Raw genomic sequence first — 14,603 nt, forward strand, 5'->3', positions numbered from 1 at the left:
ACTAGTTTATCCATGCCTGTTCCTAATAAGATCGTTTTTTTCTTGGTCGAAAATTTTGATCTTGGAACAGGCACTTAGTTCCATTTTTTTATCCAGAGTTCAGGTTAATTAAGTTCCGTTCACCAAACGGAGCTTGCCGCTATGTTAAGAACACCCCCTCTCCAGACTTTCCCGCCAGAAACGCTCTCGCTTGACGAGCTGGTGCTCAAAAATCATCTGGTCCGTAAAATCGATGCCACCATTGATTTCGAATTTATTCGCGAATTAGTCGCGCCTTTGTATTGCCACAATAGCCATCGATCCGGTCAGGTTGATTAAAATGATGTTACTTGGCTACTTATTCGTGATCCCCAGTGAACGCCGTCTGGTACAGGAAATTCAGGTCAATGTGGCTTACCGCTGGTTTCTGCGCCTCGGATTGACCGAGAAGGTCCCTGATGCCTCAACCCTGAGTCAAAATCGCTGCGCAAAGGACGCACTAGCGAAGAGAACGGCTACCCACCTTTAATTTCCTAAGCTTTACCTGCTATTGGGGTAAAGCTGCAAGCGGTTTCTGGCGACTGAAACTAACCAGCCGTAAAGATCGCTTTTCAGCCAAACTCAAAGGCATGAAGCAATATCTTAGGAAGAACTTGAACGCGAAAGACACCTTGAGTGTTGTCAAGAATGTGATCAGAGTAATTAAAGGGTGGGTCAACTACTACGGAGTTTCCGACAACCAAAGACGAGTTGGTCAATTTCTGGAACGATCCAAACGGATCAGCCTGCAATGGCTAAACCGTCGAGGGGGGAAACGTCGTGTTACCTGGGACAGACTGCTTCGTGCTCTTAAAGCCATAGGTTTTCCTGCAAATTGGAAAACGGTATCGATGTTCTAGCTCACCGAATATGTGCGGGGACACTGATCTATCGGGAGCCGGATGCGGTAGTTCAGCATGTCCGGTTCTGAGGAGAGGCCTACCTAGGTGACTGGGTAGGTCTACTCACCCAGGAGAGCGTAAAATCTATGGTCACCCCCGTTTTTGCAACCAGACTCTTATTAAAAAAATAAGCGTTTAAAAATATTCTGTCAGGCGAAGTTAGGAATTTCACATTTGAGATATTCTTTTATCTTTGATTGCAGATTTAGCACCTTTAATCAGAGTATGTGGCATATGCATATTTTGCTGATTTATTTGTTGCTCAATATGTTGCACCACATAGGCGGCATCCTGATCGATCCCGAGAAAACGTCCAGAACCCCATGTATATAACCACGGCAAACCAATAAATGTGACATCTGGATCGATGGTAATACCACGGTCATGTTTTGGATAACCATTGGCTTGAAAAATATCTAAATCAATCCATGAATAATCTGGTTTAAAACCAATACACCAGATCACTGAGGTGATATTTTCTTTTACTAAGTCAATGTGTGTGATTTCTTGCTCAGGCCGCCAAACCGGTTGATATACCGATGCAGGTTCGTCGGTTGCAATATTGTTTTTTTCTAAATACTCATCAATCGAGGCATTAATGCGATTATAAGTGGTATCGGCAAGGTCTAGGTTTTCTGATAAATCTGGTCTAAACCAGAATTGACCCTCTTTAAAGTCATCAAAATGTCCGAACAGTTGCATACCTTCTAAGGCAAATTTACGCAGGTCAATATCACGCCCGCCGTCACGCCCTGTGACATAGTGGTTGGTACTGTTACGTACTTTTTCACTATAGCGATGATGTTTGACAGTCGTTTCGTAATAACCCATATCAAACAGCCATTTCACCACATCTTTACCGCGATAGAAGCGAGCACAACGTGGTGCATTGCCTGTCGATAAATAGACTTTTTTGCCTGCCAGATGTAAATCTTCGGCAATCTGTGCACCGGATTGCCCTGACCCGACCACCAACACTGCACCTTCAGACAGTTGATCTGCATTTAAATATTCTTCCGAATGCATCACTTTCACATGTTTAGGCAAGGTATCGCTTAGTTTTGGATAAATCGGGGTGTGATACCCGCCTGCTGCAACGACAAGCTGTTTGGCTGTGGTTGTACCGTGATTGGTTTCAATGACAAACTTATGCGTTGCCACTTTTTTCACATGTTTTACCTGAATATTTAAAATGGCGGGAGGATTAGTTTTTTCAATAAATTCGTCAAGATATGCCACAATCTCGTACTTTTTCATAAAGCCGTCAGGATCGTTCCCCTGATAAGGATGTTCAGGCAATAGACACTGCCAGTTTGGTGTCACCAAGGTAAAATTATCCCACCGTTTATGGCGCCAGCTATGAGTCAACTCGGATTCTTTTTCCAATACCACATGGTCAATGCCCGCTTTTTGCAAATAGTGACTGATACATAAACCTGCCTGACCACCACCAACAATGACCACATCATAATTTGGCTGTAACATTTGATTTTGGATACTTAACATGGGATATCCCTCTCATTGATTCGTCATTTCAATAACTTCAATTTGATCTTCTGGACTTAGCCCGAAGAATTTGGCTTGGCGTTTGATTATCGCCAGATTGTCCACGGCTGAACTACAGAAAAAGCCATAACGTGCCAGTACCCTTTCCGAGGCGGCATGCAGACCATTTTCAACCTGATGCAAGAACTGCATACTTGGGTAACGCTGACCAATGGACAGATATTCATAAATCACCGTTGAGGGGGAGTAATATTGAATCAGCTCCCCATTAGGCCATTTCACAGTAAAATTCACACTGGGCATAACATCGACTCCTGCTGACTTTTAGGTTTAATCTGTATGGATTGAGCTTGTAATTTTTTTAACGCATCGGCATAACAAAAACCGGTAAACATCTGGCGGTTAAAATCCCAAAATATTCCGTCTTGCTGCTGCTGTTGCACGGCAACTACGCCACTGACATTGGTTTCACCAATCACCGCGCAGGCAATATCCTGATGGTGAAACAACGCGATAATGTCTTCACATTCATTTGTATCGGCCGTCAGTAAAAAACCAAAACTGGGGAAGATTTGTAGCCATTTAAACCAGTCCACATCATCAGGTTTAGGAATGGCATCTAAATTGATATGTGCCCCCGATGCCGTGGCTTCGAGCAGCATCAATAAACTGCCTAAGATACCGGCATTGCTAATATCACGGGCAGCATGAACCAGATTTGTCTCCGCCAATTGCGGCAGCAAGGCAATTTGTGACTGTAAAATGCGGTCAGACACTCGTTCAAAGCATTTCCAATAAGTGGTATTGGGGTGGAATTGCCCTTTTAGATTTAAAGCAATCAGAATTTTTTGTTGTGGTTTGACATGCAACACCGAGAGCAGTTTTCGTGCTATGCCTTGAATCGCAACGGATAAAGTGGGCTGATAAACTACCCCAATATTGGTATGTCCTCCGACCAGTAGTACGCTATAAGCACGACAAGCATCCTGCATGCCTTGCATTAACAATTGGGCATGTTCGCTACTGGTATGCCAAAAACTGTTCACCACTGACAATGCCCGACCACCCATTGCGGCAATATCACTAATATTCGCCATGACCGCTGACCACCCCGCAAAATAAGGATGATTGGTCACAAAACTGGGTAACATGCCTTCACAGGCGTGCAATACATATTGACCATTTAGTGGCACAGCTGCGGTGTCATCTCCGGGATAGGCATATAAGCTATCCAATGAATCCACATGGCAAGTTGTGTTAATTGAAACATGGTGAGCAATCGCCTGCTTGGAGTGCATAGCGGGTGTATGTTTTAATATTTCGAGTAATTGATTGAGTTCCATCATTGCGTCTCCTTTTGCATATAGGCTTGCATCGGGACATGCGGTAACGGATAGTTTTCAATCTGTGCCTGCATCAGCACATGTGGAATGTTGGCAACGGTTAACTGATACAAACTATCCCAACACAACCGTTGGAAATAGCGTTCATTTTGACTTTGCACGGTGGCTAAAAAAGTACGGCATCCCAGGTTTTTGGCAGTCGATACCGCGGTATTGATTAACGTTTTACCAATGATATGGCGACGTCGATATAAAGGTTCTACGCATAAACGCCCGCCATACCACGTCTGTTCGCTATCAGGAAAAATCCGTACTGCGCCAATCACTCGGTCATGCTCACCAAACATTTTCTCAATGGCAACAATGCCTAATGCTTTAACATCGTATTCGTCACGATCTTCTTGCAAGATTTTCTGTTCATCGCGAAAGGTCATTTCACGCAAACGATAATATTGGCGACGCTCCCAATCTTCCGACACAATTTTGATGGCAATGTCATCGCTAACAAATTGTTTCTGCCCTTCATTTTGCTCAAGCAGCCAGGGATGGTGAGAAAGTTCCATATCACATTCTCCTTATTCATACGCTTTCAGCGAAGAGCAAGCGCCACATTTGGCACAGCCGGCTTGAGTATTTTCCGAGTTCAAACCATGTTGCTTGAGTTGCTGTCCAATTTTCGGATAGAGCGACTGCATAAAAGCGTGATCAGGTTTAGGGTGATGCTCTAATGGTGTACCTTGAATCGGTACAAACGGTACCACAAATGGATACACCCCAATTTCGGTCAGTCTGGCGGTCATCTCCACGATTTCCAGTTCGGTATCACCCAAACCTGCCAAAATGTAGGTACTGACCTGTCCTCGACCAAACACCGTAACGGCTGCTTCAAATGCCGCAAAATATTTTTCCAATGATACTTCGACTTTACCCGGCATAATTTTCTGCCGTACACGCTCGCTTACCGCCTCAAGGTGCATGCCAATCGACACCGCTCCTGCATCTTTTAAACGTTGAAACCAGGCAAAATCATCAGGTGGTTCGCACTGTACCTGTATCGGCAAATCTACTTGTGCCTTAATCGCTTGAACTGAGTCATATAAAATTTTGGCGCCACGATCTCCCGTGTTTGGCGTACCAGTGGTGATTACCATTTGCTTGACGCCATCCAGTTCAACGGCTGCTTTCGCTACCTCAGCCAATTGTTCCGGGCGTTTACGGATCAAGGTTCGACCCTCTTTTAAAGACTGATCAATCGAGCAAAATTGGCAGGCAGTTGCCTTGTCCTTCATACGAATGCAATGCTGTAACACTGTTGTCGCCAACACATCACGGCTATGTAAGGTTGCAATTTGCTCATAGGCAATGCCTTCGGCGGTTTTTAAATCGTAAAAACGTGGTCGTGTTGGTGCAGTTAAGGTCGCCACGGGAATCCGGTTTTTAAAGACAATTACCTTGTCAGAGTGCGGTTCAGGCTTTGCGGTGTAGGGAGAATCTTGTGCTGCAAGGTTCAGCACAGGAATCATCATGGTCTGCCCGTCAAGGCTCAGCGCCTTATGATCGCTTGGCCCTGCGCCGCCTTTACGGGACAAGCCAAAATTGCCTTCCCATTTCAGACCATTACATTGCAAATCAGTTAATAATTGCAAATTGGTTAATAGTTGTATTGCAGACATCTTTAACCCCCTATCGATTGGGTTTACATCAATATGGTTTCGACATGTTCTTCATTAAATTTTGAGAGCTTTTCGAGATGACTTTGAGCTGATGTTTCAACTTTCAGTTCGTGTAATACCTGTGTTGGACGACGGTCAATGAATAAGCTGAGTAATTCAGGTCGGCTGTAATGTCCAATTGAATCCATCATGCGTTTACGTTTATCAATCAGGCTAAAGTCCAGATCAGCAATGCAATAACCTTCACCTTGTGTGATCGGTTCAGCCAGGAGTTTGCCTTCGGGAGAAACGATGGCGGCAAAACATCCCCCTGAAATTGGACCGATATCACAGCCAGTATCTTGCATAATTTGCTGTTGCTGTTCGGGATGCAGCCATGCGGTAGCATTGATCACAAAGCAGCCAGATTCTAAAGCATGGTGTTGAATGGTTGCGCGGATTTGATCGGCAAAGACTTGTCCTACCAACGAACCAGGAAACATGGCAGCATGAATTTGTTCGCCATCTGCCATTAAGGCAAAACGTGCCAACGGGTTGTAATGTTCCCAACATGCCAGCGAACCAATACGCCCTACCGCAGAATTAATGGCACGTAAACCACTGCCATCACCTTGTCCCCACACCATTCGTTCATGGTAAGTTGGGGTAATTTTGCGGCGATGCTGAATGATTGAACCGTCGGCATTAAATAGCAGTTGCGCGTTATAAATCGTACTGCCTGCACGTTCATTAATGCCAATCGACACCACCATGTTGGCTTCAAGACAGGCTTGACCAATCGCTAAGGTTGCTTCGGAAGGGACAACCACCGATTCATTCAACAGTTTTAAATGTTCTTTACCCATAGCAAATGGCGGTTGTACAAAGGAGAAATAAGGGTAATAAGGCACGACGGTTTCAGGAAAGACTGCAAATTGCACTCCCTGTTTTCCAAGCTCTAAAATAATGTCACAGATTTTTTTTACTGTTGCGGCTTGACTGTAAAGCACAGGACTACATTGTACTGCGGCAGCTTTAATTATTCGGTTCATAACCTTATCCCCTCATAGTTTATGTTTACTCAGACAGTCCAAGTATCAATGATTAAGGCATTGTCACGACGCATCAGCAGTCTTAAATCCATCACATCCAATGGATTAATTGGACGAATTCCCGGAATAAGCGCTTTTTCGGTTTGTCCATACAACGCTTGCAACGCAAAACGGCAGGCATAGACTTCGCCACCTTCTTCCATAAAGGCTTTCAACTGATTGTTGACGGCTAAATGACCCGGAAAAGCTTCCGCCCCTAAAGTTGGAAAACCACGTTGTACACCCAACTGCACGCCTGGGCCGTAAAGCAAAATTTTGGTTTCAAAGCCTTTGCGCAACAAACGTTTTGCCTGTAACACATTGACCAAGCCAATTGATCCTTCAAATGCAACAGTATGGAAAGTCACCAGTGCCTTTTCACCTGGCTGGGCTTTGACGTCCTCAAACACTTTTTCTTCATAATCAACAAGAAAATCGCCATCTTTATATTGCTCGATATCAATCTTTGGCATAACCAACTCCTAGTTCAATGTTATTTGGGAATGAACCAACATGTAGTCTGTCTGTACTATTGCGAGAAATTATTGCGAGAGTTGTGCCAAGTTATATTTTGGAGCGGAAGTTAATTATTATCACATTGAAAAATATCATTTAAATTTTATAAAAATATTTTTCATGGAGATAAATAGCGCTACTAGGGAATTAGGATTTTTCGTAGTATTATGAAATTCCATAACTTAAATTATGAAAATTCATAGTATGAATACAACTGACTTTATCTCGGACTGGGTAGTTTCTGAAGACTCGATTCGTCCGTTGGTATTTGAACACACGTCACAGGCATTAATTGTGTTGGACCCACATCAAAACCAGTTTATTGATGTGAATATCAGTGCCACTAAACTATTACGCTATGAACGTCATGAAATTATGCAAAAAACGGTAACTTCCATTTTTGGTCATTTCAGACAACTACCATACCTTATGGCATTTACCGAAGGCGCTTTGGTAAAAGGTTGGGCTTGGAATAATGAGCTGTATACCTTTGATAAAAATGGTGAAAAAATCCAGTTGGATATTACTTCCATTTCATTGCCCTATAAAAATAAAACTTTGCTGATATGGTCGCTGGTGGATCTTAAAGATTTAGAGCTGCGCCAACTCAATATAAATGCTGATAAAGTCATTGGTACAGGTTTAAAAGAATCGCAAGCCTTGCAAGAGCTGTTTATTGACTCCGACACAGGCAAGCATTTATTACTGAGTTCAGTCGGTGACGGTATTTACAGTATTAACAAACAAGGCTTGTGTACCTTTATTAACCCTGTCGGGGCTAAAATGTTGGGGCTGCAACCTGAAGATGTATTGAGTGACAATATCCATAAGATTCATCACCATACCCATGAAAATGGCGAGCCCTATCTTGTAGAAGAGTGCCCGATTTATGCAGCAGTACATGACGGTATTGTGCATGAAGGGGTTCAGGAAATTTTTTGGCGTCGTGACGGCAGTTGCTTTCCAGTGGAATTTACCAGTACCCCAGTGATTCGTGATAGTGAAATCATTGGCGCGGTAGTGGTGTTCCGTGATATTACCGATCGGCTGAATACCGAAAGGCAACTGACCCATGCCCTTGAAGAACTACAAGATTTAAAAAGCCGACTGGAACAGCAAAATGAATATCTGCAAGAGGAAATTTTACAGGAAAATCAATATCATGAAATTATTGGCAGTAGTGCATCCATTTTACAGATTATTGAAAAAATTAAGGTAGTCGCGCCAACCGATGCCAATGTGATGATTTATGGTGAATCAGGTACAGGCAAGGAGCTGATTGCTCGTGCTATTCACCAATCCAGTCACCGTAAACAGCAACCACTTATTCGGGTCAATTGTGCTGCCATTCCTTCGGAACTGTTTGAAAGTGAATTTTTCGGACATGTCAAAGGTGCATTTACTGGGGCGGTGCGTGACCGTGCCGGACGTTTTGAATTGGCAGATCAGGGCACACTGTTTTTAGATGAAATTGGCGAGATTCCTGTCGAGCTACAAAGTAAATTGCTGCGTGTATTGCAGGAAGGAACCTTTGAGCGGGTCGGCGAAGAAAAAACGCGACATGTGAATGTGCGGATTATTGCTGCCACCAACCGCAATTTAAAAGAAGAAGTTAAACACAAGCGCTTTCGTGAAGACCTGTATTTCCGTTTAAATGTATTCCCGGTTTATTCACCAGCTTTACGTAACCGTAAAGAAGATATTCCACTTTTGGTTACGCATTTTACTAAGTTGATTTGTGACAAGCGTAAAATTAATTATCTACCATTTTCACAAAGGCATATTTTAGAACTACAGCAATATGACTGGCCTGGCAATATTCGTGAATTGCAAAATGTCATTGAACGCGCACTAATTATAGCGAAACAAGGCACTGTTTCCTTTAAATATTTGCTAGAACAAGATCAACAGCAAAATGAAACTATGCATCAGAATATTCACAATAAACTTCAACAAATTGAAGTCGTGCTGACCATGCAGCAACTGAAAGAGTTGGAAATTAAAAATTTTTCTCTTGCCGTTAAACAATGCAAAGGGAAAATTTTTGGTGATGACGGTGCAGCAAAATTGTTGGGCATGAACCCAACGACATTGATCTCACGCTTAAAGAAATTGAGAATTGATTATTAAAAAGCCTGGAAAGTGCACTTCATATGTATTAGCACCTTATTTACCAGTGACCAAAACCCGCAAAAAATTGCGGGCTTTGTCTTGTTTTCTTTATATAACATTCAATTATAGTTAAATTAAAATAATTAACTTTATTAATTATTTATTAATGAAATCAATTTTGAATGTAACATGGTTTTTTGAATTTTAAGTGAGAATTTGAATTTTTTTACATTTGTTATGTGCTCGTTGCAAATACTGTTTTACTGAACTGGAAGAAACCTGAAGCTGATCAGCTATTTCGCTATAACGCAGTCCTTGTAGCTGTGTCAGCAAAAAAGCTCTTTTTACTTGGACTGGCAATTTATCAAGAGTGATATCGAGTTTTTCAAGCTGTTCAAATGTGGCGATTCTGCTTTCAGTAGAAGGCATGGTCATTTCTGGTGTCGAGTTTATATATACCCACTTAACTTGAAGATGCAAGATTCAGAACCTGGAAGTTGTCATTAATACGGCACGACAGGTTCCCGGCAAGTTCCGGTAATATTTCCGTAAAAAAGTGATGTATCGCCTGCCTGAACAAGGCCGCCGAGGCGAAGTAACGATTATTTCTGACTTTTTCATTCATCACTTTCCATAGCCTTTCTATCGGGTTCGGATTCGGGCTATATGGCGGTAAGTAATGAAGCTCAATATTCATCACATAAGCCCAGTCTTCACCAATTCACTCCGGTGATAACCGGCTCGGTCAAGGATAATATGAACCTTCTGACTGACCGGATAGGTTTCCACGCAGGGCAATGAAAAATTCTGCGATGTGATAACTGTCGATACGATCATATTCGCGTACCACGGTTTTGCTGATATCGGCCAGATTCAGGGGCCCCATCAGATTCAGACGGGTACGGCTTCCCGTGGTTTTCACTGCGGTTTTCTGGCCTTTGCGTATCCAGCCATCAGCGAGTTTTGTCCCCTGCGTGGGATGAACGCCATCAATGAACAGGATGGGCTCATGGTCTCCGACTTCCTGTTTCAGTTTCCCATAGGTTTCTATAAAGGCCCGCTGCTGTTCCGCGTTGAACTTGTGGGGCACGCCGGTCGGTTTTTTATCACTGAACCCATTGTGGCGCAGCCATTTATTGATGCCGGGAACGGTGTAACTGATATCCCACCATTCTTCGACAAGGCGGATAACCGCCTCTGTGTGTGGTGGGCAGAAGATTCGCGGTCAGATAAGCGATAAGTTCCTGCGTCTGTGTTTCGCTGAGGTAGCTCTGAAAGCCGCCATTTTCGGGCTTCAGTTTGCGGTGGTTAAGGTCATCGCTGATATGACGATTAATGGTCGTTTCATGCAGACGCAGGGCCTGAGCGATCATGACAGAACTCCAGCCCTCAGAGGACAGCAGGACCGCTTTGATGCGATCACACTCTCTCTTATCACGGCAGGTGTGATGGAGGTGTTCAAGTTCGGCTTTTTGTTCTCCTATATAAACAGAAGTGAAAATGAAAAGAGTGTTAATTTTTTCCATGCTTATGCTTACCCCGCTGGTAAGTAGTGCTGGTAGTCCAAATGACAATGAAGTTGGGGCATATATTTTGGCATTGAACACAATGTCTCCCATAATGGCAAAATACACGGTTTACTACAAAGAGGCTGTGGAGCAAAGCTGCAACGCAAACTTGACAGTGGCGCAGACTCAACTGGCTTTACCAATGTTGTTCAGGCTTTGGTTAGCGGAGAGACGGTAGACAAGATGGGTCTGGATGGCAATGCGCTCCAGGACACGTTGAAGGCGGTTGGCTGTAGCATCAGTTGCACTGACCTTAACGCACCTTTCAAAACTATTTTAAGTGATGAGTCCTTTAAGAAAAAACACGGGCATTTGTCGAAAGCCTTACAAACATGGAATGAAGTGGTGATTTCTAAATAAAAAAGGGGCCTATGAGGCTCCTCGGATTATTGACAGTGCTGGTAATAAGATGAATCCCCCTCACCCTGTAGACATAGGTATCTACACATCACCGAACTGATCCAGCACACTGGCGGCTAGCCGGGTCAGTTCCTCTGCCGAGTATTCCGACAACAATTGTAACGTGTTTAACAACAGTGATAAGCCCGCCAGGATGGTCGGCGCACTTTCTCGTCTCCCCCGTTTTAATCCCTGGTCACTGATTGTTTCGTTTGCGCATGCCCGAGATATTGCTTACTCTCTTGACTGTTGGGAAGGTAATCCCCCCCTCATTTCATGAACAAAGGTCTTTATCTGAACGGCTAGACAGAGAGCATCAAGTAAACACGCAGCGACTACTCGGGCATAAGTCATTTTGTACGACGGATAAGTACAACTGTAGCCGAGGACGAGAGTATGTGAGACGGGTGTTATAAACCCCGTGCTTAGTGTAAATACCCATTAACTGGACATGAGTGCGCCCGCTCTGTTCGGATGCGCTCAGGAAAGTTGAGCTTAACACAGCAAAATGATTTCCAAATAGGAAAACACGAGAATGTTATTATGATTGTGTATCCAACTTTCGGTGAATTTCATTTTGATTATAGGCATTCAGCGGTGTTTTATAACACCTGTCGTTGACTTAAATAGCCTCGCGTCTCCGGGACATGAATGTGAAGACGGAATACCAGAAAATAAATCATCGTATCCATCATCAATAATCGTATTTTCCCCGTACTTCGGCTCCCTATTTCAGGAACACCCCCTTCAATAACTTTCATGCCATCAAAAATAGCCAAAAAAAATATCCCTGACTATCGCATAGGATAGGACTTCCTCATTTCCATCCGCATTATCCTATAAAAGCTATAATGAATAAGCGAGTTATCCCATAATATCATCAATATGACTCTGCTTAATTAAATTTATTCTCATTCGCATAATCTGACTGATAACCATTCTCTTTTTTACCCATCCAATAAAGCACGGTTTATTTATGACTTAGTTAATTGAAAAATAGTATAAATTTAAAAAGATATCACCGTCCTATATTGTGATGAATAACCCTAATGATAACAAAACAGATAAGTCGCTATCACTTTATGAAAATAAATACCATATTTTTTGCAAGAAAATGCCATGTCGTTTAGGTTAGGTTTATATATTGTCTTCTTTTTAGGTTATAGAGGGGTTTTTATGACCAATTTATCTTGTGCAAAAAGTGCGGTAGGATAAAAAATGTCTTGATTTCAGATAAAACTGTTTAGAGAATCGAACTGGTTAGGAAATGATCTACCCGATAAATAGCTTTATTTATTGCGGCGGATCTTGTCGGTTTTCTCTTATTTACTGCCCGGTTAACTGCCTGCTCTGAAATAGCTGAATCCGTTTTTCGTTCCTGAAATTTATCGGGCATGCCCCTCATGCCCGGCGTTCTTTTTTATTACTGAGGAGCCGATGATGGCCCAGAGTTTTCAAAACGAAATCCCCAAAGCGCGGGTAAATATTAAATTGGATTTGCATACCGGTGGTGCGCAAAAAAAAGTGGAGTTGCCGCTGAAATTATTGGTGATGGGCGATTACAGTCATGGACGGGAACAGCGTCCGCTCTCGGAAAGAGAAAAAGTGTCTATTAATAAAAACAATTTTGACAGCGTGATGGCTGAATTCAGCCCCGCCGTTAATCTGACGGTGAAAAATACCCTGACTGAAAATGGCGGCGAAGAAAATATCGCCCTCACTTTCCGGCAAATAAAGGATTTCGATCCTGAGCACGTGGCCCGCCAAATTCCCCAACTGCGGGCGCTGCTTTCGATGCGTAATTTACTACGCGATTTGAAATCCAATTTATTGGACAACAGCACGTTTCGTCGTGAATTTGAGCGCATTCTCAAAGACGCGGCCCTCAGTGATGAACTGCGTACTGAACTGGCGGCATTAGCGCCAAAAGCTATCTGATGATAACGGTATTTTAGTCAGGAGAAATGAATGACGGGACAAGAACAAGCCGCGGCGGCGGCCACCACAACCTACGCTGAAGGCAGTGTTTATCAGTCATTGTTTGAAAAAATCCACTTACAGCCGGTCGAACAGCTGAGCGACATTGAATTTTTTCAACATAGTGACGCGCTGGCTGATGTCACGGCGGATGAGCGGGTGACCGCCGCCGTCAGTGTTTTTCTCAATCTGCTGAAAGCTTCAGCACAAAAAGTCGAACGGCTGGACAAAACCTTGTTGGACCACCATATCGGTGAATTGGACAGCCAAATCAGCCGTCAGTTGGATGTGGTGATGCATCATCCAGAATTCCAGCGAATCGAATCTGCCTGGCGCGGCCTGAAATTTTTGGTTGACCGGACGGATTTTCGTCAAAACGTCAGAATCGAAGTCTTGGATGTGACCAAGGAAGATTTACGGCAGGATTTTGATGACGCGCCGGAAATTATCCAAAGTGGTTTCTATCACCACACTTACATTCAGGAATACGACACACCGGGCGGCGAACCTGTCGGCGCGGTGATTGCCAATTACGAATTTGATGCCGGCCCGCAGGATATTGCCTTATTACGTAATATCGCCAAAGTATCAGCCGCGGCGCATATGCCTTTCATCGGCGCGGTCGGACCGGCTTTTTTTGGTAAAAAAACCATGGAAGACGTGGCGGCGATTAAAGACATCGGCAGCTACTTTGACCGCGCTGAATACATCAAGTGGCAGGCGTTCCGCGACAGTGACGATGCCCGCTATATCGGCCTGACGATGCCGCGTGTGTTGGGGCGTCTGCCCTACGGCCCGGATACCGTGCCGGTCCGCACGTTTAACTATGTCGAAGCGGTCACCGGGCCGGATCACAATAAATATTTGTGGACCAGCGCCGCGTTTGCGTTTGCCGCCAACCTGGTCAGGAGCTTTGTCAGCAATGGCTGGTGTGTGCAGATCCGCGGGCCGAAGGCGGGGGGTGCCGTCACGGATTTACCGATCCATCTCTACGATCTGGGGACCGGTAATCAGGTCAAAATTCCGTCAGAAGTGATGATCCCGGAAACCCGCGAGTTTGAATTTGCCAATCTGGGTTTTATGCCGCTCTCGTACTACAAAAACCGCGACTATGCCTGCTTCTTTTCGGCCAACTCCGCGCAAAAACCGGCGTTGTACGACACGCATGAAGCCACGGCCAACAGCCGTATCAATGCGCGTCTGCCCTATATCTTTCTGTTGTCACGCATTGCCCACTATTTGAAGCTCATCCAGCGGGAGAATCGGCACCACCAAGGACAGGCGTCTGCTCGAAATTGAGTTGAACAACTGGATCAACACCCTGGTGACCGAAATGACCGATCCTTCTGACGATGTGCAGGCCTCTTACCCGTTGCGCGAAGCGCGTGTCATAGTTGAAGATATTGACGACAACCCCGGTTTCTTCCGGGTCCGGTTGTACGCAGTGCCCCATTTTCAGGTGGAAGGACTGGACGTCAATCTGTCGCTGGTTGCTCAGATGCCGAAAGCCAAGGGGTAA

13 protein-coding genes and 4 pseudogenes are annotated in these 14,603 nt (G+C 44.2%); 6 read left to right on the plus strand and 11 right to left on the minus strand.

Annotated elements, in window-relative coordinates:
* Positions 1-141: 141 nt before the first annotated feature.
* A pseudogene (locus ACGF5R_RS18700) lies at positions 142-463 on the plus strand (transposase); the annotation flags it as partial.
* Positions 464-1,088: 625 nt separating this feature from the next.
* Here the strand turns inward: ACGF5R_RS18700 and ACGF5R_RS18705 are convergent.
* The 7 genes from ACGF5R_RS18705 to ACGF5R_RS18735 are packed head-to-tail and all read right to left on the minus strand — an operon-like array spanning position 1,089 to position 6,985.
* Positions 1,089-2,426 carry an MSMEG_0569 family flavin-dependent oxidoreductase gene (locus ACGF5R_RS18705; protein WP_387692170.1) on the minus strand — a complete coding sequence of 446 codons (1,338 nt, stop codon included), beginning with the start codon at positions 2,424-2,426 and terminating at the stop codon, positions 1,089-1,091.
* Between the two features lie 12 nt (positions 2,427-2,438).
* Positions 2,439-2,729, minus strand: coding sequence for an MSMEG_0570 family nitrogen starvation response protein (locus ACGF5R_RS18710; RefSeq protein WP_112878333.1), 291 nt, complete (start codon positions 2,727-2,729; stop codon positions 2,439-2,441).
* Complete coding sequence (locus tag ACGF5R_RS18715; protein ID WP_112878334.1) at positions 2,717-3,772, minus strand: sll0787 family AIR synthase-like protein; 1,056 nt, start codon at positions 3,770-3,772, stop codon at positions 2,717-2,719. The genes ACGF5R_RS18710 and ACGF5R_RS18715 overlap by 13 nt, the downstream gene beginning before the upstream one ends.
* Complete coding sequence (locus ACGF5R_RS18720; RefSeq protein WP_387692172.1) at positions 3,769-4,332, minus strand: MSMEG_0567/Sll0786 family nitrogen starvation N-acetyltransferase; 564 nt, start codon at positions 4,330-4,332, stop codon at positions 3,769-3,771. Before ACGF5R_RS18720 ends, ACGF5R_RS18715 begins: the two co-directional genes overlap by 4 nt.
* Positions 4,333-4,344: 12 nt before the next feature.
* Positions 4,345-5,442, minus strand: a complete 1,098-nt coding sequence (locus tag ACGF5R_RS18725; protein ID WP_387692174.1) for an MSMEG_0568 family radical SAM protein — start codon at positions 5,440-5,442, stop codon at positions 4,345-4,347.
* A gap of 23 nt (positions 5,443-5,465) precedes the next feature.
* Positions 5,466-6,473, minus strand: a complete 1,008-nt coding sequence (locus ACGF5R_RS18730) for a Nit6803 family nitrilase (protein WP_112878337.1) — start codon at positions 6,471-6,473, stop codon at positions 5,466-5,468.
* Between the two features lie 29 nt (positions 6,474-6,502).
* Positions 6,503-6,985 carry an MSMEG_0572/Sll0783 family nitrogen starvation response protein gene (locus tag ACGF5R_RS18735; protein WP_112878338.1) on the minus strand — a complete coding sequence of 161 codons (483 nt, stop codon included), beginning with the start codon at positions 6,983-6,985 and terminating at the stop codon, positions 6,503-6,505.
* A 247-nt stretch (positions 6,986-7,232) separates the two neighbouring features.
* Between ACGF5R_RS18735 and ACGF5R_RS18740 the strand changes: the two genes are divergently transcribed.
* The gene (locus tag ACGF5R_RS18740; protein ID WP_205068661.1) at positions 7,233-9,158 is read left to right on the plus strand and encodes a sigma 54-interacting transcriptional regulator; all 1,926 of its coding nucleotides are present in this window, start codon (positions 7,233-7,235) and stop codon (positions 9,156-9,158) included.
* Between the two features lie 186 nt (positions 9,159-9,344).
* On the opposite strand, the gene ACGF5R_RS18745 is transcribed toward ACGF5R_RS18740, so the two are convergent.
* From ACGF5R_RS18745 to ACGF5R_RS18755, 3 genes and pseudogenes are all read right to left on the minus strand, one after another.
* Complete coding sequence (locus tag ACGF5R_RS18745; RefSeq protein ID WP_387692176.1) at positions 9,345-9,569, minus strand: sigma-70 family RNA polymerase sigma factor; 225 nt, start codon at positions 9,567-9,569, stop codon at positions 9,345-9,347.
* 34 nt (positions 9,570-9,603) lie between these two features.
* Positions 9,604-10,359: pseudogene (locus ACGF5R_RS18750) on the minus strand (transposase).
* Entirely contained in the window at positions 10,274-10,666 is a 393-nt protein-coding gene (locus ACGF5R_RS18755) for a helix-turn-helix domain-containing protein (protein ID WP_387692178.1), read from the minus strand. The pseudogene ACGF5R_RS18750 and the gene ACGF5R_RS18755 overlap by 86 nt, the downstream one beginning before the upstream one ends.
* On the opposite strand from ACGF5R_RS18755, the gene ACGF5R_RS18760 reads away from it, so the two are divergent.
* Positions 10,665-10,886, plus strand: a complete 222-nt coding sequence (locus ACGF5R_RS18760; RefSeq protein WP_387692180.1) for a hypothetical protein — start codon at positions 10,665-10,667, stop codon at positions 10,884-10,886. The genes ACGF5R_RS18755 and ACGF5R_RS18760 overlap by 2 nt on opposite strands.
* A gap of 484 nt (positions 10,887-11,370) precedes the next feature.
* Positions 11,371-11,523: pseudogene (locus tag ACGF5R_RS18765) on the plus strand (integrase); the annotation flags it as partial.
* A 186-nt stretch (positions 11,524-11,709) separates the two neighbouring features.
* Here the strand turns inward: ACGF5R_RS18765 and ACGF5R_RS18770 are convergent.
* Positions 11,710-11,886 carry a hypothetical protein gene (locus ACGF5R_RS18770; RefSeq protein WP_158537812.1) on the minus strand — a complete coding sequence of 59 codons (177 nt, stop codon included), beginning with the start codon at positions 11,884-11,886 and terminating at the stop codon, positions 11,710-11,712.
* Positions 11,887-12,544: 658 nt separating this feature from the next.
* On the opposite strand from ACGF5R_RS18770, the gene tssB reads away from it, so the two are divergent.
* Both tssB and tssC read left to right on the plus strand, forming a co-directional pair.
* Positions 12,545-13,045, plus strand: a complete 501-nt coding sequence (tssB, locus tag ACGF5R_RS18775; RefSeq protein ID WP_112879662.1) for a type VI secretion system contractile sheath small subunit — start codon at positions 12,545-12,547, stop codon at positions 13,043-13,045.
* 30 nt (positions 13,046-13,075) lie between these two features.
* Positions 13,076-14,603, plus strand: a pseudogene (tssC, locus tag ACGF5R_RS18780) (type VI secretion system contractile sheath large subunit).

The organism is Photorhabdus sp. RM71S (assembly GCF_042879355.1).
GTDB lineage: Bacteria > Pseudomonadota > Gammaproteobacteria > Enterobacterales > Enterobacteriaceae > Photorhabdus > Photorhabdus kayaii.